Annotated in this window: 21 protein-coding genes; 5 read left to right on the top strand and 16 right to left on the bottom strand. The window is 39.7% G+C overall.

The features are described 5' to 3' along the window. Positions 1 to 85: 85 nt before the first annotated feature. From pfkA to dnaE, 6 genes are all read right to left on the bottom strand, one after another. Positions 86 to 1,045: a 6-phosphofructokinase gene (pfkA, locus tag EV282_RS05580; RefSeq protein WP_130294486.1), complete on the bottom strand. Its 960-nt coding sequence runs from the start codon at positions 1,043 to 1,045 to the stop codon at positions 86 to 88. A 118-nt stretch (positions 1,046 to 1,163) separates the two neighbouring features. Then, entirely contained in the window at positions 1,164 to 2,141 is a 978-nt protein-coding gene (gene accA / locus EV282_RS05575) for an acetyl-CoA carboxylase carboxyl transferase subunit alpha (protein ID WP_130294485.1), read from the bottom strand. Positions 2,142 to 2,143: 2 nt separating this feature from the next. Next, positions 2,144 to 2,998 carry an acetyl-CoA carboxylase, carboxyltransferase subunit beta gene (gene accD / locus EV282_RS05570; RefSeq protein ID WP_130294483.1) on the bottom strand — a complete coding sequence of 285 codons (855 nt, stop codon included), beginning with the start codon at positions 2,996 to 2,998 and terminating at the stop codon, positions 2,144 to 2,146. A 16-nt stretch (positions 2,999 to 3,014) separates the two neighbouring features. Continuing rightward, positions 3,015 to 3,662: a FadR/GntR family transcriptional regulator gene (locus tag EV282_RS05565; protein WP_130294482.1), complete on the bottom strand. Its 648-nt coding sequence runs from the start codon at positions 3,660 to 3,662 to the stop codon at positions 3,015 to 3,017. Between the two features lie 20 nt (positions 3,663 to 3,682). After that, on the bottom strand, positions 3,683 to 4,924 hold the full coding sequence (locus EV282_RS05560; RefSeq protein ID WP_130294480.1) for an NAD(P)-dependent malic enzyme: 1,242 nt from the start codon (positions 4,922 to 4,924) through the stop codon (positions 3,683 to 3,685). Between the two features lie 114 nt (positions 4,925 to 5,038). Continuing rightward, positions 5,039 to 8,422: a DNA polymerase III subunit alpha gene (gene dnaE, locus EV282_RS05555; RefSeq protein WP_130294479.1), complete on the bottom strand. Its 3,384-nt coding sequence runs from the start codon at positions 8,420 to 8,422 to the stop codon at positions 5,039 to 5,041. Between the two features lie 161 nt (positions 8,423 to 8,583). Between dnaE and EV282_RS05550 the strand changes: the two genes are divergently transcribed. The 3 genes from EV282_RS05550 (at position 8,584) to EV282_RS05540 (ending at position 9,729) form a co-directional block, all read left to right on the top strand. Beyond that, a complete protein-coding gene (locus EV282_RS05550; RefSeq protein ID WP_130294477.1) occupies positions 8,584 to 8,916 on the top strand; it encodes a YtrH family sporulation protein in 333 nt (110 codons plus the stop codon). Then, positions 8,916 to 9,425 (top strand): sporulation membrane protein YtrI, encoded by a 510-nt coding sequence (gene ytrI, locus EV282_RS05545; RefSeq protein ID WP_130294476.1) that lies wholly within the window; start codon positions 8,916 to 8,918, stop codon positions 9,423 to 9,425. The genes EV282_RS05550 and ytrI overlap by 1 nt, the downstream gene beginning before the upstream one ends. A gap of 121 nt (positions 9,426 to 9,546) precedes the next feature. Beyond that, entirely contained in the window at positions 9,547 to 9,729 is a 183-nt protein-coding gene (locus EV282_RS05540; RefSeq protein ID WP_130294474.1) for a hypothetical protein, read from the top strand. A gap of 63 nt (positions 9,730 to 9,792) precedes the next feature. On the opposite strand, the gene EV282_RS05535 is transcribed toward EV282_RS05540, so the two are convergent. After that, positions 9,793 to 10,740, bottom strand: coding sequence for a DHH family phosphoesterase (locus EV282_RS05535; RefSeq protein ID WP_130294473.1), 948 nt, complete (start codon positions 10,738 to 10,740; stop codon positions 9,793 to 9,795). An 86-nt stretch (positions 10,741 to 10,826) separates the two neighbouring features. Between EV282_RS05535 and EV282_RS05530 the strand changes: the two genes are divergently transcribed. Further along, positions 10,827 to 11,126 carry a YtpI family protein gene (locus EV282_RS05530; RefSeq protein WP_066291637.1) on the top strand — a complete coding sequence of 100 codons (300 nt, stop codon included), beginning with the start codon at positions 10,827 to 10,829 and terminating at the stop codon, positions 11,124 to 11,126. A gap of 611 nt (positions 11,127 to 11,737) precedes the next feature. Here the strand turns inward: EV282_RS05530 and EV282_RS05525 are convergent. The 7 genes from EV282_RS05525 to EV282_RS05500 form a co-directional block, all read right to left on the bottom strand. After that, the gene (locus EV282_RS05525) at positions 11,738 to 13,054 is read right to left on the bottom strand and encodes a DRTGG domain-containing protein (protein WP_130296909.1); all 1,317 of its coding nucleotides are present in this window, start codon (positions 13,052 to 13,054) and stop codon (positions 11,738 to 11,740) included. 82 nt (positions 13,055 to 13,136) lie between these two features. After that, the gene (locus EV282_RS05520; RefSeq protein WP_130294472.1) at positions 13,137 to 13,376 is read right to left on the bottom strand and encodes a hypothetical protein; all 240 of its coding nucleotides are present in this window, start codon (positions 13,374 to 13,376) and stop codon (positions 13,137 to 13,139) included. A 54-nt stretch (positions 13,377 to 13,430) separates the two neighbouring features. Beyond that, positions 13,431 to 14,111 carry a metal-dependent hydrolase gene (locus tag EV282_RS05515; protein WP_130294470.1) on the bottom strand — a complete coding sequence of 227 codons (681 nt, stop codon included), beginning with the start codon at positions 14,109 to 14,111 and terminating at the stop codon, positions 13,431 to 13,433. Between the two features lie 141 nt (positions 14,112 to 14,252). Next, a complete protein-coding gene (ald, locus tag EV282_RS05510; RefSeq protein ID WP_130294468.1) occupies positions 14,253 to 15,377 on the bottom strand; it encodes an alanine dehydrogenase in 1,125 nt (374 codons plus the stop codon). 327 nt (positions 15,378 to 15,704) lie between these two features. Then, positions 15,705 to 15,866 carry a hypothetical protein gene (locus tag EV282_RS20165; protein WP_165389370.1) on the bottom strand — a complete coding sequence of 54 codons (162 nt, stop codon included), beginning with the start codon at positions 15,864 to 15,866 and terminating at the stop codon, positions 15,705 to 15,707. Positions 15,867 to 15,933: 67 nt separating this feature from the next. Continuing rightward, positions 15,934 to 17,319: an argininosuccinate lyase gene (gene argH / locus EV282_RS05505; RefSeq protein ID WP_130294467.1), complete on the bottom strand. Its 1,386-nt coding sequence runs from the start codon at positions 17,317 to 17,319 to the stop codon at positions 15,934 to 15,936. Beyond that, positions 17,316 to 18,518 (bottom strand): argininosuccinate synthase, encoded by a 1,203-nt coding sequence (locus EV282_RS05500; protein WP_077359314.1) that lies wholly within the window; start codon positions 18,516 to 18,518, stop codon positions 17,316 to 17,318. The genes argH and EV282_RS05500 overlap by 4 nt, the downstream gene beginning before the upstream one ends. A 215-nt stretch (positions 18,519 to 18,733) precedes the next feature. Here EV282_RS05500 and EV282_RS05495 point away from each other — a divergent pair, with 215 nt between their 5' ends. Then, positions 18,734 to 19,048 (top strand): hypothetical protein, encoded by a 315-nt coding sequence (locus tag EV282_RS05495; protein WP_130294465.1) that lies wholly within the window; start codon positions 18,734 to 18,736, stop codon positions 19,046 to 19,048. Positions 19,049 to 19,081: 33 nt separating this feature from the next. On the opposite strand, the gene EV282_RS05490 is transcribed toward EV282_RS05495, so the two are convergent. Together EV282_RS05490 and EV282_RS05485 are read right to left on the bottom strand one after the other, a co-directional pair. Further along, positions 19,082 to 19,588, bottom strand: a complete 507-nt coding sequence (locus EV282_RS05490) for a MogA/MoaB family molybdenum cofactor biosynthesis protein (RefSeq protein ID WP_130294464.1) — start codon at positions 19,586 to 19,588, stop codon at positions 19,082 to 19,084. Positions 19,589 to 19,599: 11 nt separating this feature from the next. Further along, positions 19,600 to 20,436: an EcsC family protein gene (locus EV282_RS05485; protein ID WP_130294462.1), complete on the bottom strand. Its 837-nt coding sequence runs from the start codon at positions 20,434 to 20,436 to the stop codon at positions 19,600 to 19,602. Positions 20,437 to 20,489 lie beyond the last annotated feature (53 nt).

Here is a 20,489-nt window from a genome sequence, read left to right as displayed (position 1 = left end):
TAAATGGCCTCCTGATTTTCTTTTTCGCAAGAAGGCATCGTACAGACTGAAGATATACATCAGCTATACGATGCTATTCTGCGGGTTATATGGATAGTTCCTGAGATAATCTGTACATATCTTTATCTATCGAATGCTTTCTAGATAAAACCTCTGTAATGTCATAATCCACAAGTTTATTATTTTCAATACCTACAGTTCGTCCAGCTTTTCCTTGTAACAGCAGTTCCACAGCTTGAGCTCCGAGACGGCTGGCTAATACACGGTCGAATGCAGTTGGTGATCCTCCGCGCTGAATATGACCCAGAACGGTAACTCTCGTTTCAAAGCCTGTTAGAGTCTCAATCTCTTTTGCAACATCGACACCGCTTCCGCAGCCTTCTGCAACGATAATAATACTGTGCTTCTTGCCGCGTTCGTGCCCTCTTTGCAGTTTCTGTACAACTTGTTCCATCTTATGTTCTTCTTCTGGAATAAGAATTGTCTCTGCTCCATCAGCAAGTCCAGCCCAAAGTGCAAGGTCACCTGCATCGCGTCCCATTACCTCAATAATATATGTGCGTTCATGGGATGTGGCAGTGTCACGAATTTTATCAATGGCATCAATAATTGTATTAAGTGCTGTATCAAAACCGATTGTGAAATCAGTTCCAGGAATGTCATTATCAATCGTTCCAGGAACCCCAATCGTAGGGTATCCTTGTTCAGATAGTTTCTTCGCTCCTTGGAATGAGCCGTCACCACCGATAACAACTAAACCTTCAATTCCGAATTTTTTTAACTGTTCAATTCCTTTTTGCTGTCCTTCTGGTGTTTTAAACTCCAGGCAGCGGGCAGAATGAAGCATCGTTCCGCCTCTATGAATAATATCACCAACAGAGCCAAGCTCTAGTTTTTTTATATTCCCTGAAATCAGTCCTGCATAACCATTGTATATCCCATAAACTTCTAAATCATGATATATACCTTTTCGGACAACCGCGCGAATCGCAGCATTCATGCCCGGAGAATCGCCGCCGCTTGTTAAAACTCCTATCCGTTTCATGAAACCTTTCACCTCTCTAGTTCTCTCGTCTTATTAAAATATCATGTTCAAATGTTGAACACAATAGACAACAATAGGCAAAAAAATGCGCCCTTCCTAAAGCGGAAGAGCACATTCCTTATTTAACAACAATGGAATCGTTTACAAACCCAAATTGTCCGATTTTTTTATATTTTTCATAACGCTGCTCGATTAACTCATCTTGAGACATTGAGAGTAACTTGTTTAAGGAAGACTCTAAAACACTGTCAATTACTTCAGCTTGGCGTTTTGGTTCTTTATGAGCTCCACCTTTTACTTCTTCAATAATTTCATCAATAATTCCTAGTTCCTTTAAATCAGGAGCAGTTATTTTCATAGATTCAGCTGCTTTTTTTGCTTGTGATGCATCTTTCCAGAGAATTGCAGCAGCACCTTCTGGTGAGATAACAGAATACGTAGAATTCTCAAGCATGTGAACATAGTTACCCACACCAAGAGCCAATGCACCACCGCTTCCACCTTCACCGATTACAATACAAATAACAGGAACTGTTAATCCTGCCATTTCTACTAGATTACGGGCGATCGCTTCACTCTGTCCTCTTTCTTCTGCCGCCTTACCAGGGTAAGCACCCTTAGTATCAATGAAACATATGATTGGGCGATTGAACTTTTCTGCCTGTTTCATTAGTCTTAAAGCTTTTCGATATCCTTCTGGATGAGGCATACCAAAGTTTCTGCGGAGATTTTCCTTTGTATCTTTCCCTCTTTGGTGCCCGATAACAGTAACTGGAAGATCCTTATAAAAAGCTACTCCGCCAACGATTGCTTCATCATCACCAAATAGACGGTCTCCATGAAGTTCAATAAAGTCCGTGAATAAATAGCTGATATAATCAAGGGTAGTAGGACGTTCAGCATGTCTGGCAATTTGAACACGATCCCATGGTTTCATCTCGGAATATGTGCTGTTTTCCAATCTAGAAAGCTTTTCTTCAAGTCTTTGAATTTCATCTGTAAGATCAATATCTTTTTCTTCCATAAAAGACTTTAATTCTGCTATTTTCTTTTCGAGTTCGTGAATCGGTCTTTCAAATTCTAGCTCTGCCGCCATGCTTAACGCCTCCCTTCAGAGTGAATTTTTAATAATGTACCCAGCTTTTTCTTCATATCACTGCGGTGAATCACACCATCTAGCTGACCATGCTTCAATAAGAATTCTGCTGTTTGAAAATCATCCGGTAGTTCCTGTCTTATTGTCTGTTCGATGATTCTTCTGCCTGCAAACCCAATAAGGGCTTTTGGTTCGGCAAAATTATAATCTCCTACTGAAGCGAAGCTCGCTGAAACACCGCCAGTAGTGGGATGAGTCATAACAGAAATAAATAGAAGTCCCTTATCACTGAGTTTCTTTAAAGCCACGCTTGTCTTTGCCATCTGCATCAGACTAAGAACGCCTTCTTGCATACGCGCGCCGCCGGAAGCAGTAAAGATGATAAACGGATATTCATTCTCGATCGCTTTTTCGATAGCACGTGTAATCTTCTCACCTACTACAGAACCCATGCTTCCCATTCTGAAACGGGAATCCATTACAGCTATCGTTACATCCATACCGCTTATTTTTCCTTCTCCAGTAACTACAGCCTCATTGATTTTTGTTTTCTTACGGTCACTCTCAAGTTTTTCGAGATAATCAGGAAATTCCAATGGATTTTTTGAAATCATATTTGCGTCATATTCTGTAAAAGTACCTTCATCTATCAGACTCGCTATTCTTTCCTGCGAAGACATCGAATAATGGTACTGACACGCCTGGCATACAAGCAGGTTCTTCTTTAATTCTTTTGTAACCATAATATGCTTGCATTCCGGGCATTTACTCATAATCCCTTCTGGCACGTCTTGTTTGACTTTACCAGTAGGTATTGTGGCATATTTTTTCTTTTTTACGAACAATCCTTTAATCATGAATGAATAACACCACCTATTCGATTGCGTTTAGGGCATCGTTTTGTTTAGATAACAGTTCTGTTAACTTTAGTGCATTCTTATCTGCAAGAAGAGCAAGAACTTCCTTGCATAATTTTGGAGACCAATATGAATCTGTTTCCTGTAATGATGACCCATAACCCGTAAGTTCTACATATAAACGATAGAGAAGATGATTGCCGCATGACTGAATTACACTTTTTTCGAATGCTTTACAAAGATTATTAATTTCATGAGGGTTTTGTTCCATCTTCTGAGTTAATTGCTCGAGTTTACTTAACTCTAGAGAAGTGATTCTTATTGTTGCAAGTTCCATGCAGTCTTTAATGACTATATTTCGAGTTTCTTGCAGGTCGTGCCTGGCCTTTTTATCGTTAAGAATAAAGGACGCTAGTACTTCTACCAGTCTATGTCCTGTTGCCTCACGTATAAAAGTACCCTCGCCTCTTCTTGTTTCGATTAAGCCAAGCAGCTCAAGAGCCCTTAAAGCTTCACGGACGGAAGACCTTCCTGCGTTTAAGCGATCACTGAGCTCTCTTTCTGATGGAAGCTTGTCTCCTGCTTGAAGACGGTCCTCCACAATAATGGCCTGGATTTTCTTTAAAATTTCAATATATACTTTTTCGGTAGGCTGGACAGACATTCCTCTCTCCTTTACCAGTTTCATTCATCTTTTCCGATAATGGCAAGCCTCTTTGTCTTTTCTGCGATGTCTGCTGGATTCACACGAATTCTTGCTACACCTGTTTCCATAGCCGCAGTTGCTACAGCAGCTGCAACCGCAGGAGCAACTCTTGGATCAAAAGGAGCCGGAATAACATATTCTGCGCTTAATTCCATCGGATTAACAAGACTTGCAATGGCATGAACTGCTGCGATTTTCATCTCTTCGTTTATGTGGGTAGCTCGTACATCTAAAGCTCCACGGAAAATACCAGGGAAAGCTAGTACATTATTAACTTGGTTCGGGAAATCTGAGCGACCTGTCCCAATAACCATCGCGCCCGCTTCACGTGCTTCGTGAGGCATAATTTCCGGGTTAGGATTGGCCATTGCAAAGATGATTGGCTCTGTGTTCATAGATTCGACCATGGATTTTGTTAATGCACCCTCAACAGACACACCCACAAATACATCAGTACCACTGATCACATCAGCAAGGGTGCCTTCTTGTTTGGTACGATTAGTAAATGATGCTACTTCTGTTTTAACAGAGTTCATACCAAATGGACGGCCCTCATAAATGGCGCCTTTCGTGTCACACATGATGATGTCTTTAACACCAAAACGATCCAATAATTTAATAATCGCAATCCCAGCTGCACCTGCACCGTTTACCACTACTTTAATTTTGGACATTTCACGGCCAGTTAATTTCAGTGCGTTAACAAGACCTGCCAAAGTAACAATAGCTGTACCGTGCTGATCATCATGAAAGATTGGGATATTTGTTTCTTTTTTCAATCGTTCTTCAACGACGAAACAATTAGGTGCTGCAATATCTTCTAAATTCACACCGCCGAATGTCGGTTCAAGCAGCTTAACGGTTTCAACAATCTTGTCCACGTCCGTTGTGCTTAAACAGATTGGAAAAGCATCAACACCTGCGAAACTTTTAAACAATACTGCTTTTCCTTCCATAACAGGAAGAGCTGCTTCAGGCCCAATATTCCCCAGGCCTAATACTGCTGTTCCGTCTGAGACAACAGCTACAGTATTCCCTTTCATGGTATAATCATAGACTTTTGATTTGTCATCATAAATATCCTTACAAGGTTCTGCAACACCAGGAGAATAGGCAAGGCTTAAATCCTTTGCGTTACGGACCGGCACCTTTGATTTTGATTCCAGTTTTCCTTGATGTGTTCTGTGCATGTGTAGAGCTTCTTCTCGTAAAGTAGACATCGTTTCATCTCCTAATGTTTTTATATTTAAAGTTGATGAGTCAAATTAGGAGGTGGTCAGACCACTGTTATTGACTCATCCATTATATCAAATGTTAACAAGCTGTAAAGTTTTTTAATTTCTTTTAAATACTACGTTACCTTCACCAGCAACGGATTGGAGCTCCATGAGCAATTCCTCTGAAGCATTAATCTTTTGTGAGATCTGGACTTTTTGTTTTGTTTCTTCATAGATCAAAACAACGGGAATGCTCCCTTTTGATTGATCCACTATTTGCTTGATCGCGTTCAAATAATCAGGTGAGTGATGCTGTTTATCAATTTTGATAAACACCGCAGCTTGCTCTCTTGGTTTCAATTCATGCAGCGGCTTACACTTATTTATCAATACTTGCAAAGCATCATTTCGCTTTTCAACACTTCCTTCCAAAAACAACTGCTCACCTTTTTGCAGAAGCCCGTGAAATGATTCGTAAACTTTAGGAAATACGACCGCTTCGATCTCTCCGCTTTCGTCACTTATCGAAAGGAAGGCCATAAGTTCTCCTTTTTTCGTTTTTATGACACGGACTTTATCAATTAAAACACCAAGACGTACAGAAGGATTTTTATCCTTAATGCCAGTGATGTCAGTTGCAGCCCAGCTTTTCAGTACAGTGCGGTATCTTTCTAAAGGATGTGATGAGAAGTAAAAACCTAATGATTCCTTCTCAAACTTCAGCTTCTCACTATCCTGAAAGGGCTGAACTTGAACATAAGAAGGTTTAGGCAGATTAATATCATCATCAAAAAGATACATCTGGTTTTTTCTTGATATCTCCTGAAATTCTTCTCCATATTCAATAGCTGTTTCAAGCGAAGCAAGCAATACAGCTCTGTCTTCCCCTAAATCATCCATCGCTCCAGCAAAGATTAGAGACTCTAATGTTCTTTTGTTCACAACTTTTTGAGGACACCGTGCACATATATCAAAAAGGTCTTGAAATGGCTCTTTTTTATTTTCGTGCATTAAGGTCTGAACGGCATTTATTCCAACGTTTTTAATAGCCAATAGACCAAAGCGGATACCTGATTCTTCTGGTATGAAAATTGCTGTACTCTTTTTAAGAGAGGGAGGTAGAACCTTAACTCCTTTTTGTGTTGATTCCTTAATATACTGATTTACTTTATCATGATTGCCAATAACGCTCGAAAGTAATGCTGCCATAAACTGAATAGGGTAATTGGCTTTTAAAAAGGCCAGTTGGTATGCAATAACACTATAAGCTACCGCATGACTTCTTGGAAATCCATAATCAGCAAACCTTACGATCAGATCATATAAAGCATCTGCAGACTTTTCATCATATCCCTGTTTTAAGCAGCCTGCAACAAAATGTTCGCGTTCTTTCATCAATATTTCACGCTTTTTCTTTCCTACTGCTCTTCTTAGCAGATCTGCTTCACCTAACGTAAAGCCAGCTGCTTTTGTAGCGATCTGCATGATCTGTTCCTGATATACGATAACTCCATACGTGTTCTTTAAGATAGGTTCCAGGTCAGGATGCATATACTCCACTGTTTTCATACCGTTTTTGCCAGCGATGTAGTCCGGGATATTCTGCATGGGTCCTGGTCTGTATAAGGCATTTACAGCAACGATGTCTTCAAATTCAGTAGGCCTAAGCTGCTGCAGAACTTTTCGCATACCGTCTGATTCTAATTGGAAAACTCCTGTCGTATCTCCTTGTGAAAGTAGTTCAAAAGTTTTTCGATCAGTAAAAGGTATTTCATTCAGATCGATCTTGATTTGTTCATTCTTTTCTATAGAAAGTAAAATATTTTCGATTAATGACAGGTTTCGCAGGCCAAGAAAATCCATCTTCAATAATCCAGCAGCTTCAAGCCATTCCATACTGTACTGAGTTAACGGTATCCCATCATGTCCTTTTTGCAGCGGAACGGTTTGTACGAGCGGGTTTCGGGAGAGTACCACCCCTGCAGCATGGGTTGAGGCATGCCTTGGGAGACCTTCAAGCTTCATCGCAATTTCTATTAGCTTCTTCACACTTTGATCTGATTGAAATGCCTGCTGCAAACCATGCGATTCTTTTAGTGCGTCTTCTAAAGAGATCCCTGGTCTTGAAGGGATATTTTTTGCAGTTTGATCGATTATGCCAGGAGGCAAGTCCATCACTCTTCCTGCGTCTCTCACGGCAGCTCGTGCAGCAAGTGTACCGAACGTAATAATTTGAGCTACATATTCTGTACCGTACTTTTCCGCTACATACCTCAACACCTCATCGCGTCGATTGTCCGGAAAATCTATGTCAATATCAGGCATCGTAATCCGCTCAGGGTTTAGGAACCGTTCAAAAATGAGATTGTGTTGAATCGGATCCACATTGGTAATCTCAAGTACATAAGCAACTAAGGATCCCGCTGCTGAACCTCTTCCAGGTCCAGTTATCATCTTTACATCATGAGCGTATTTCATAAAATCCCAAACGATCAGGAAATAATCTTCAAAATTCATGTTCTTAATGATATTAAGTTCATAATGGAGACGTTTTTCGATTTCAGGAGTCACCGTATCAAATCTATTTTTTACACCTTTTAAGCATAATTCTCTCAAATATTCAAAACTGTCTCTATCACCAGGAACAGGATATTTCGGAAGTGCGATCTCTCCTAAAGTGAGTTCAAGGCTGCACATGTCCGCTAGTCTTTGAGTTTCTTCTAATACTTCAGAAGAATGAGAGAACAATCTATCCATTTCATTGTGAGATTTAAAGTAATATTCTTCTGTAGGCAGTTTATACCTTTCAGGATTATTTATCTTTTCTCCATTTTTGATGCAAACAAGAACATCATGTGCCTTGGCATCTTCTTCGTGTAAATAATAGGTTTCATGCGCACAAAGGAGCGGAAGATTAAATTCTCTTGCCACGGACTGAAGCTGAAGATTCAACGTTTTCTCAAAGCCCGTACCATGATCCTCCAGACCAAGGTAGAAACGACCTGGAAATGTATCTTGATAAAAACGAATACACCTTTGCATAAGGACCGTGTTATGTCTTTCAGATGAGAGATGCTGTTGAATCTCGCCTTCTGCACCTGACGATAAAGCGATCAGACCTCTTGAATGAGTTGAAAGTTCTTCATGAGAAATGGGTGTAATCTCTCCACCTTGCTTGGTTTGCATCAGTGTTGAAAGCCTTAATAAGTTTTGATACCCTTCATTGTTTTGTGCATATAAAAGGATTTTACTCGAATGTTTTGTAAGTGCATCACTTTCTGAATCAGATTCACTAATTTCCGCTTCTAAGCCTAAAATTGGCTTTATACCCGCTTTCTTGCACACTGTATAAAATTTAAGGGCTCCATACATATTGGCTTTGTCTGTTAATCCCAACGCAGGATAACCTAGTTCAGCAGCTCGTCCTACAAGTGCTTCTATACGGCAAGAACTTTCGAGAAGAGAATACTCGCTATGTATATGCAGAGGAACAAATCCCATATCTTCACTTCCTTTTTTGCACCTATTTCCAACTCCATTATAGTATAGAAGTTAGAGTGTGTTAATGAAACACGCTATGTATGTTTGTAGAACTCTTTATCTGTAAAACGAGCATACTCTTCTTCTATTGTCCATACATTGGATAAGAGAGGAGGGTTCTCATGGTACGCGATTTTTTTTCAAATATAATTCTTGATTTTGCGATTGCATTTGGTGTGCTACTAGGAGGAGCGCTGATAGGCGGTCTCGCAGCATTTCTTGTTGGAAAAGCCCCTATTCTCGAAATGATAGAACTGGCTAAGAAGCTTAAAATCTGGGCGATTGTTGCAGCAATCGGAGGTACATTTGATACCATATCAAACTTTGAAAGAAGCTTTGAAAATGGAGCTACTTTTGAGATTTTCAAACAGCTCACATATATTTTTGTTGCAATCGCTGGTGCCAATACTGCCATTATATTAATTCAATGGCTTAGCCAGGAGCAAATAGACTAATGAGGATTCCACCGCTTTATCACCGAAAAGGCTATCAGCGCTTTTTTGCAGGTGTGGCAATCGGCTTTATTATCGGCTGGGCGTTTTTCCTTTTTCAGGGCGGGTTAGCTCATGAAAGGCTGATCCATAAGATCGCAAAACTTCAGGCAGATATAATAGATTATAAGAAAAAAAATGAAATTCTTACTTCAGATGATGAAAAGGCAAATGAGGAATTGGCAAAGAAATTCAAACTGCATGAAATAAATGTGCGTTTTTCCAATACTTCATCTGATAAATTATCTAACCTTACTAAGCTGCATTTAACGAAGGCAGTTGAGGATGATCTAGAGCATCTGATAGGTGAGGACACCGAGACAATCGCAAAAAGTCATGCTTTACTCGTACAAGCCATTGAAAATAAACCTTTTGAACTTGATGATGAACAAAAATATGAAGTAAAGATCGATCACTTATACCTCTATACAGGTATACTTAGAATTTATATATCTGCGCGTGCTGTTGAATGAATATGCATAAATTATGGTCTAAATATTACATTTTTATGAATCTTTAGGCAGCGAAATAGCATTCACCCCATTTTTTGTATACAATATTATTAAAAGAGTGAACAATGGGGGGGAAACGTCAATGATTATTAATCGAAAAGAACTTGCACGTGAAAAGGTTAAAGAATTGCAGAATGGTTTCTCTGCATTCGCAGAAACGAAAGAAGTAGCAGAATTAATTAAAAGAGAGCTTGCTAAGTTAAACTTGAAAGTTCACGAAGATGTTACTGATGTTGGCTCTTGGTTTATCCCGGAAAAAAATTAATGAACAGTAAGACTTGATAACAAGTCTTCAAAAGTGTAAAAAGGCCCCCCGATGAGGCCTTTTTTATTTGGTGTTATATTCTATACAAGCTTTCCTTAATTCTGAAAGCACAGACTCAGTTTCTTCTTTAGTATACACAGTAGCACCTGATGCTCTTGGGTGTCCTCCTCCATTAAACTTAGCTGCAATCTTATTTACAACCGGCCCTTTCGAACGAAGTCTGACCCTGATTTGATCAGGCTCATCCACAAAGAAAACCCATGCCAACAGACCTTCTACATGTGAGAATGAATTAACTAAAAGTGAAGCTTCACTTGCACTTGCACTATATTTCTTTAATGTTTCTTCTGTGAGATGAATAAAACCGACACATTCATCTACAATTGAAAAATGCTGTAGAACATAACCATTTAACCTTACCAGCTTCTCTGAAATTTTATAAAGATTCTCATGAATCTCAGAAGGTGCGAAACCCGTTTCAATCAGCATCGCTGCATATCGATGAGTCTTTTCTGTTGTATTCGAAAACAAGAAGCGTCCTGTATCACCAATAATCCCAGCATACAGAAGTCTTGCAGCATTACTGTTTAGCTTCAGTCCTTTATCTGCCCCAAAAAGATAAAAATCCATTATCATTTCACTTGTAGAACTAGCCCCTGTATCTACCCAGACTAGATCTCCATATGGATCTTCATTTGGATGATGATCAATTTTTATAACCGTTTCACCTAAAGTGTAACGCGTATCGCTTACTCTTGGAGAATTCGCCGTATCGCATATGATGACTAAAGATCCGCGGTACATATCGTCATCCACGGTATCCATTCTATTTAAAAAGATAAGATTATCATCCTCTTCCCCTACTGCGTAAACTTCCTTCTCAGGAAAGCTTGTCTTAATTATGGATGCAAGTCCCCCTTGAGAGCCAAGAGCATCGGGGTCTGGCCTTACATGTCTGTGAATAATAATTCGTTCATATTGTTTAATTTTATTTAAAATTTCCTCTTTCATAATGAACTCCTTTTACACCTAAGTTGTGGCAATTCTTGTTTTAAACGTTTACAATATAGTGGAGTAAATACTTGGGGGAATTTTTAATGCCGATTTTTATTATCCTTATTATACTTTCTTTTGCTCTTTATGTGTTTTATAAAGTTCGTGAAGTACGTGCAAAAGAGCCTTTTTATAAACAATGGACCGGAACAAAAGCAAAGATGGCACTCGGTGCATTTTTAGCTTCTTTTGGTTTAAACGAATTAACAGCTGTAGAAGGCCGTGTTCAGCTATGGGTTGCTCTTATTTTCCTTGCATACGGAATTGTACTCTTGCTGATGAACTGGAAAATGTACAAGCATTTTTTAACACTTGCACGTCAAGAAGCAAAAGAAACGAACTGAAGAAAGTATGAAAAAGTCCCTCCGAAGGGACTTTTTTCTTTGGCTGTTATCGAAAGCTTAGTTGCTGGTGGAAGTGGTTGATCTCCGTTTCAGATGCTCGCTTTCCGGGGGGTGCGGTGAGCCACCTCGACGCTTTGCGTCCTTAGGTGTCTCACCTGTCACACTGATCCCCCAGGAGTCTCGCTTCTTACACTCCAATCAACTTGTCAGTGATGTCTTTTAAGCAACAGTTTTAAAAAACGTTCTTTTCTAAAAGATTATTGCTGCTGAGAGATTTTGACATAAATTGCTTCAATGAAAAGTTAGTTGGAGTGGAGGGGCGAGACTCCTCGAAAATGAACTTCACATTTTCTTCGTGCGATGTTAAGCTACCGGAGCCTTCCTTGTCCTGCAGGATGAGTGGGACAGGTGAGACCATTCAATGTCGCAAAGCGACGAATGGGCTCACCGCACACCCTGCGGAAAGCGAGTCCTGTAACGGAAATTAACCTCTTACAAAAGCAGCGAATTTTACGATAAACAGCCTTTAGTTTCTATAAGAATGCTGCTTGATGATTTGTTTTGTTGACAAGGGAGCATAATGTGCCGGAATCCTAGAACGCAATTCAACACTAAGAACGGTGATCGATTAATTGAGCCATCATCATGGCCTTTCCTGCAATCTTACCATCATGATAGATCTCAACATCTACTTTTCCAAATTTTCTGCTCACTTCCAGCACTCTTGGAACAAATTGTATTTCGCTGTCTATCTGAACTGGCTTAATGTAATAGAAGGTTACGTTCTCAACGACTACATCACCTTTTTTAATTCTTCTTAAAGCCTTGCGAGCTGTTTCTGTAACTAGTGTCATTAATACCCCGTAGGAAACAGTTCCTAAATGATTCGTCATTTGCGGAGTGATTTTACAAGTGAAAGTTACATCATTTTCATACTTATGTTCTTTTAATTCTGTTGTGATTAAATCATCGAACGTCGCACCCACTTGAGGCTGTTTCTGCATCATCTGCATAGCCTTTAAGACATCTTGCCGGGTTAAAATACCGATCAGTTTATGTGAAGAACCTGTAACCGGCAGCAACTCAATGCCTTCCCAAATCATCATGTGTGCGCATGCTGCAACAGATGTTTTTTCTGTTACTGTTAATGGTGATCGTGTCATCACTTTTTCAATATTCGTGTCCTCAGATACACCAATAATGTCTTTCGAGGTAACTACACCCGTTACACGATTCGATTGATCCACTACGGGGTAACGGCTATGCATGGTTTCACGATTAAGCTCATGCCAGCGCTCAACCTTATCTTGCTGAAAAAGGTAATGTGTTTCATCAATTGGTATTAGAATATCTGAAGCTAGTACGATATCTTTTTTAATTAACCGGTCATGAATTGCCTTATTGATCATTGTTGCAACTGTAAACGTATCATAACTCGTAGAGATAACCGGAAGTTCAAGTTCGTCAGCAAGTCTTTTCACTTCTTCTTCCGTATCAAATCCACCGGTGATCAGAATCGCGCTGCCAGCCTTCAATCCTAACTCATGAGCATTGACACGGTTTCCGACAATCAATAAACTTCCAGCATCAACATAGCGCATCATCGCTTCAAGTTTCATTGCACCGATTACAAATTTGTGCAATGTTTTATGAAGTCCAGCTCTGCCTCCAAGTACTTGTCCTTCAACAATATTAACAACCTCGGCAAATGTTAATTTTTCAATATTGCTTTTGGCTTGCCTTTCAATACGAATGGTCCCTACACGTTCAATCGTACTGACTATCCCCTGGTTTTCCGCCTCTTTAATCGCTCGATAAGCCGTTCCTTCACTGACGGTAAGATCTTTTGCGATTTGTCGAACGGAGATTTTCGACCCAACATCAAGCTCTATAATATGCTGCAATATTTGTTCATGCTTTGTTAGCATTGCATTCACCGTTCCTTTTACCTGTATCTATCTGTTTCAGTTATTTGACTAATACAGATTATACAGGCAATGGAACAGAAACTCAACTTCCCATATGCACCCTTTTTCGGGACTTTTGATTTGCGAAAGCCTGTCTCTTCACTGTTCTTTTCCTAGCTTCACTTTTATTAAACAGTAAACTTAGCACCAATATTCCAGCAAATCCTGTCCAGACAATCGAAAAAAAGGTTTGCAGCGTAAGCCCCTCAAATGATAATGCAGGTAATCCAACGTAAGCCAAGACGACTAACATAAGCAACTTTGCGATTTTTTCCTGATTCATAAAACAACCTCCCTTACTAACATTCGTATGCATAGAAAGGGAGGTTAGAATCATTTATATATTTAAGCTTTCACCGCTCTGCAGTACTCTTCCTCCAGATCCAAGCTTGGACACAAAAGAGCTTTCTGGATCTTGTTCGATAGGCGGGAAGGTATTGTAATGAATAGGAACGGTTACTGGAGCTCCGACCCATTTAGCTGCGATTAATGCATCTTCTGGTCCCATCGTAAAGTTATCTCCGATCGGCAGGAAAGCTGCATCAGGTTTCTCCAGTTCACCGATCAATTTCATATCAGAAAAGAGTGCTGTGTCTCCTGCATGATAAACTGTTTTATGGTCATAGGAGAATAAAATTCCTGCAGGCATCCCAGTGTAGACTACAGTTCCGTTCTCTTCCTCATAACTGGAGCCATGAAACGCTTGTGTGAATTTCACTTTTCCCCATGCAAATTTACGACTGCCTCCGATATGCATCGGATGTGTTTCGACACCTTTTGAAGCTATATAGTTTGCCAGTTCAAAGGGTGCTACAACAAGGCTGTTATTCTTCTTGGCAATTTCTACAGTGTCGCCAACATGATCATTATGACCATGTGTTAAAAGGATAACATCTGCTTTAACATCTTCAACGCTGATTTTACATTGACCATTTCCATTAATAAAAGGGTCGATCCATACGGAGTGCTCTCCCGCTTGAATTTCAAGTACTGAATGCCCATGATACGTCACTTTCATAATAAATACTCCCTCCTTCAAGTAATAGGATTCGTTATTGCACCCTACTTTCCTTTTCATACCCTATTTTAATACATAAAAAAAGTCCGATTCCAGCGAGAAGGGATAATCGGCTGAACTCGAACTAATATTTCTTACGTGTTATTGTTTTTGAGCCAGAATTGAACCTGCGTCTTTGTAGTCTAACTGATGAGCTTCTGCAACGGCTTTATAGGTTACAAAACCATCGAGTGTATTTATACCTTTTAGTAAAGCTTCATTATCCAGACACGCTCTTACATATCCTTTGTTCGCAATCTGCAGGGCATATGGAACGGTTACGTTAGTCAGTCCAATTGTGGATGTGCGTGGAACAGCTCCAGGCATATTCGCCACCGCATAATGCAGCACACCATGTTTTTCATAGGTAGGGTTATCATGAGTAGTAATCCGATCGACTGTTTCAAAAATCCCACCTTGGTCAATAGCTACATCAACGATAACTGCCCCAGGCTGCATCCCTTTAATCATTTCTTCTGTTACCAGTTTAGGTGCCCTTGCCCCAGGAATCAGAACTGCACCAATCACTAAAGCCGATTCTTGAACAGCAAGCGCTATGTTTAGAGGATTAGAAATTAGAGTATTAATCTCGACACCAAAAATATCATCGAGCTGTCGAAGACGTTCAGGGTTTAAATCGATAATCGTAACATCAGCCCCAAGGCCCATAGCAATCTTGGCTGCATTCGTTCCCACAACTCCGCCGCCAATAACGGTCACTTTTCCGCGTCTTACACCAGGAATTCCGCTTAGCAGAATACCAAGTCCGCCTTTAGGCTTCTCTAAAAACTGCGCGCCGATCTGTGCGGCCATTCTTCCAGCAACTTCACTCATCGGTGTTAATAGAGGCAGTGTTCCATTAGGAAGCTGAACCGTTTCATATGCAATCCCGATTACTTTGTTCTCCGTTAAAGCTTTTGTCAGTTCAGGTTCAGGAGCCAGATGTAAATAAGTGAATAAAATCAGACCTTCACGAAAAAAGCAGTATTCTTCTGGCAACGGTTCTTTCACTTTCATAACCATTTCCATTGACCATGCTTGGGTCGGAGTCTCAACAATCACTCCGCCTGCACCTTCATATTCTTCATCTGAAAAACCAGATCCAATGCCAGCGCCTCTTTGAATAAAAACTTCATGGCCAGACGCCACCAGGTTTAGTACACCAGCAGGAGTCATTGCTACTCTGTTTTCATTATTTTTAATTTCAGTCGGTACACCAATCTTCACCTGCATTCCCTCCCTGAAAGTTATTGGAAAATTTTTCTTCATATCTATAGTTACCATACCACCAAAAAACTAAAATAAAAAGACGGATTTATTTCTATATGTAAGACAGATTTTAATGTTCCCTAATCTATATAGAAAGATTCATTACAACGTTAGTAAAGGAAGAGAATGTGTGTCGAAGAATGCCGAAAATAACGTATATTTTAATTAACGTGCGATTTTTGGAAATAACGTGTGATTAATAAAATTAACGTGTGATTACGTCGCCTTTAATATATAATAAGTATAAAAAAGGATAACTCTCTGCGAGTTATCCTTTCTTAATTACTATTGAAGACTTTCCTCGTCATCTAATTTTGTGCGCTGCTGGCCTTGATCAACTTTATCAACTACTCCGCTTTGGTAAGCTTCAGTAATCTGCTGATGAACCGTCATTTCGCCCTCTAGATCGTATTCCAGCTGCTGATTCGGATGCTTCTCATTGTTCATCTAACTTTCCTCCTTCGTAATCGAAACCTTGTTATTAGTTTCTGTCTTCAGAAGAAAGTTATCTCGGCTAATTACTGGAAATATATACAGCTGATTTTGCTGCTTCAAGCTGCTGGCGTACAGCTTGGAATCCTGTGCCGCCTTCAGAATTTCTTTTTTCAACTGCAGTCTTTGGAGAAAGTGCCACATACAAATCTTCTTCTACGATCGGACACCATTCTTTATATTCCTCGAGACTAATATCTAGCAAATAGCATCCCTTTTTAATGCAATTAAGAACCATCTGACCAACTAATTCATGCGCTTCTCTAAAAGGGATTCCGTTCTTGGCAAGATAATCTGCAAGTTCAGTTGCATTAGAAAAATCTTGGTGAACGGCTTTGTTCATTCGGTCTTCATTAATTTTTATTTCGTTCATCATGCCAGTCATGATGCTCAAACAGCCTTTAACTGTTTTTACAGCGTCAAAGACAGGCTCTTTGTCTTCTTGCATGTCTTTGTTATATGCAAGAGGAAGACCTTTCATCAATGTAAGCAATGAAAGAAGAGAACCGTATACTCTGCCGCTTTTTCCGCGAATCAGCTCAGCCATATCCGGATTCTTTTTTTGCGGCATCATGCTGCTGCCAGTGGTAAAGCTGTCACTGATCTCAATAAATCCAAATTCTTCAGATGACCAAAGGATCAGTTCTTCACAAAAACGTGATAGATGCATCATGATCATAGAAGCATTGCTGCAAAATTCAATAGCAAAATCTCGATCACTGACTGCGTCTAAGCTGTTCAAATATTTTTTAGAAAATCCCAGTTCGTTCATTGTAATATTTCGATCTATCGGAAATGTTGTTCCAGCGAGCGCCCCTGCACCAAGCGGCATAATGTCAGTTCTTTTTAAACTGTCCTGCAGTCTTTCTTTATCTCGCTCTAACATCCAAAAATAAGCTAATACATGATGTGCAAAAGAAACTGGCTGTGCACGCTGAAGGTGCGTGTAACCTGGAATAATGGTTTCAACATGTTCTTCAGCCAGATTCAGCAGGGAGTTTTGAAGTCCATTAATATGATCTATAATCACCAAGGTTTCTTCTTTTACAAAAAGATGAAAATCAGTCGCCACTTGGTCATTTCGGCTTCTTGCCGTATGGAGCTTCCCGCCATCCGGACCGATTTGATCAGTAAGCAGCTTCTCAAGATTCAAATGAATGTCTTCATACTTTACTGAATACTCAAGTTTTCCTTCCTGTTCTTGCACTTGAAGATCTTGAAGACCATTTTTTATATTCTCATATGCACTCTCATCGATGATTCCGCTCTGAAATAACATTTTGGCATGAGCAAGGCTGCCTTTGATGTCGTGTGTAGCTAGTTGTTTATCAAAAGAAATGGAAGCCCCAAATTCATCTACCCATTCTTCCGGCTGTTTCGAAAAACGGCCTCCCCATAATTTTTTCACACTTTCACCTCATTTTTTTGAACCATGCTGCTAACTTTTGTAGGCAGGCCCCATAATGAGATAAATCCTTTTGCAGCACCATGATCAAACATGTCGTCTGATGTATAAGTAGCCAGCTTTTCATCGTAAAGTGAGTATGGTGATTTTCTTCCTTCCACAATTGCATGGCCTTTGAAGAACTTAACTCGCACAGTTCCTGTTACATGAGTTTGCGTTTCATCTAAAAAGGCTTTTAAAGATGCATTTAATGGAGAGAACCAGAGACCTTCATAGATTAGTTCAGTCATTTTCTTTTCAATGATTGGCTTGAAATGAGCTACTTCTTTAACAAGTGTCAAATCTTCAAGCTCTTTATGTGCTTTAATTAACGTCGTCGCTGCAGGGCATTCATACACTTCACGTGATTTAATCCCTACTAATCGGTTTTCAACATGGTCAATACGGCCAACACCATGTGCACCGCCCCATTCATTAAGCTGATCTATAAGTTTTTCAAGTGAAACATTCTTACCGTTTAGTGAAACTGGAACACCTTTTTCAAATCCAATTTCAACGATTTGAGGCTCATCTGGTGTATTTTCCAGTGCTGCTGTCATCTCATATGCTTCTTCTGGAGGAGCTGCCCATGGATCTTCTAAAATTCCGCACTCATTGCTTCTTCCCCATAAGTTCTGATCAATTGAAAAAGGATTTTCTTTTTTAATAGGAACTGGAATATCATGCTGTTTCGCGTATTGAATCTCTTCTTCACGTGACCAGCTCCATTCACGAACGGGCGCTAGCACTTCAAGATCTGGGGCTAGTGCTGCAACAGAAACTTCAAATCGAACCTGATCGTTCCCTTTTCCTGTACAACCATGAGCAACTGCAGTAGCTCCGTATTTTTTAGCTGTTTCAACTAATTTTTTTGCGATTAAAGGTCTGCTTAATGCAGAGATCAACGGATATTTCCCTTCATACAATGCATGAGATTGCAGGGCAACTAATGCATATTCTTCCGCGTATTCTTTTTGAACATCTAATACGATAGATTCTGAAGCTCCAATGGATAAAGCTTTTGATTGAATAAACGGAAGGTCCTTGCCTTCGCCAACATCCAAGCATAATGCAATTACCTCATAGCCCTTTTCTGCCAGCCATGGAATCGCCACCGATGTATCTAATCCCCCAGAGTACGCTAAAACTACCTTTTTTCCCATATGATATCTCTCCTCCTGAAAACCGAATAATGTATATTTTATTTATTTTTATACATAATTGTTTATAAAAATACCATTTATAATAATAAATACTATAACAAAAAGAGAGAAGAAAATGCAAGGTTATTCTTAAAAATGTATAAAAATAATAGAAATATTTATTGTGGCTTCAGAGCAGCGCCTTTTGTACAATGGAAGTAAGAGGTGATGATCGGATGCATAACAATTTCGTTTGGGAAGATAAGCTTGGCATTTCAGTTCCTGATTTGCATAAATCGTGGGAAGAATATGAAAGGGCAGAACAAGCAGCCATCCTGCTGCAATGGGAAAAGATTAGAGGCACGATTCCAGACCGAATAAGAGAAATTGAAACACAGATCAATAAACTTCAAGACCGATTATCTATTGAAGAAAACTTTGAACTATCCTGTGAATTAAACGAAAAAATTGCAAGCCAAGCTTCCATCATTAATGAGCTCTGGCTTTGGTACAGATTAAACCAGCAGGTAACATCGAAAGTCCATGGATAAATACAAAAAAAGAGGGTGCTTATGCATCCTCTTTTATTTATGAAGCTGTTGTACGATATGCGTTAGTTCCGGCAGAATTAACTTTTCCATTCCGAGCTTTACTGCACCTGATGAACCTGGCAATGCGAAAATGGCCGTTTTTCCATTCACACCGGCAATAGCACGGCTAAGCATAGCTCCTGACCCAATATCCTCTGTATAACTTAACATTCGAAAAAGTTCACCGAACCCGGTGAGTTCTTTTTCAAAAATAGTCGATAAGGATTCTATTGTTACATCTCTTGGAGCAATTCCTGTTCCTCCATTAAATATGACGACATCGATATTTTCATCTTTAATCGCAGTTTGAGCAGCTTCATGAATCAGGTTCTTGTCATCCTTTACAATTCTATACTCACGAATGTCATGATGCTGTTCGATTAAGAATGACCGGATGAGCATGCCACTTTTGTCTGTATCTTCATTTCTTGTATCACTCACAGTTACTATCATGCATCTAACTTTTTCCGGTGCAAGCGCCTTATGTTCTTGTATACTCATAAAATGAACACCTATCCGTAATATTTTTCATTCAGATATCTTTTTTGATAAAACTTATGCGCGATTTCAGTTATCTTTCTGGATTGCTGATAGTTCATAACAGCTCCTACAGCCATGCCGAAAATCGGCAGACCTTGAGTCAGCTTCTTTCTGAGAAGCAGGATCGCCATCATCTTTACGATTTGCTGTATGGGATGAGACATCCACGATATATCCGCTATTACATCTTTTCCTGAATAAAAGATAGGATCTTCTTCTTCACGAAGCTCTTCCATAAGTTCATCCCATTTTTCTTGCTGATATCGTTTTGGCATCGTAGCTGCATGATACACTTTTAATGAGCGCATCATTTCCGATGGTCTTTGAATATCATAGCCATAGTGCATGGCAATAGACTGAACGGACCGGATACCAAGAGCAACCATCGCTGGAAAGTCTGTTCCTAGGAAAAGCAACCCTCCCGTTCCGGCGAGTCCACCTTGGGAAAAAGACAAAATCCGGTTGCGTGCAATTTGCTGATCTGCCATATAAGATAATTGATCGATCGAACATTTTTTCAAATCTTCAATTTCAAAAATATCATCTCGAAAGACCCTAGCTTCTGAAAGGAGTCTTTGTTTCATATCCAGCTGAAATTGAGAGTTTTGTATTAGAGCATGGATATGAAAAAGAACAGAATCTACATACTCACCAATCGTTTCCTGCATCTCTTCTGATAAAAGGTCCATCTGTCTTGTTGCCCATTTTTCATATGTACGTCCAAAATCTATTGGTTCGTAAGTAAAATAAAGATCTTCCCAGCTTTTGATTTCTTGCCAGATTTGTTCTTCGCGTTCTGTTAATGGCATGCCGCTCCTCCTTTAACCTTTTTACATAGTTTATAATAACAGCGGGATTAAGT

The organism is Fictibacillus sp. BK138, from assembly GCF_004216955.1.
Taxonomy (GTDB): domain Bacteria; phylum Bacillota; class Bacilli; order Bacillales; family Fictibacillaceae; genus Fictibacillus.
This window is presented reverse-complemented; position numbering and strand designations above follow the sequence as displayed.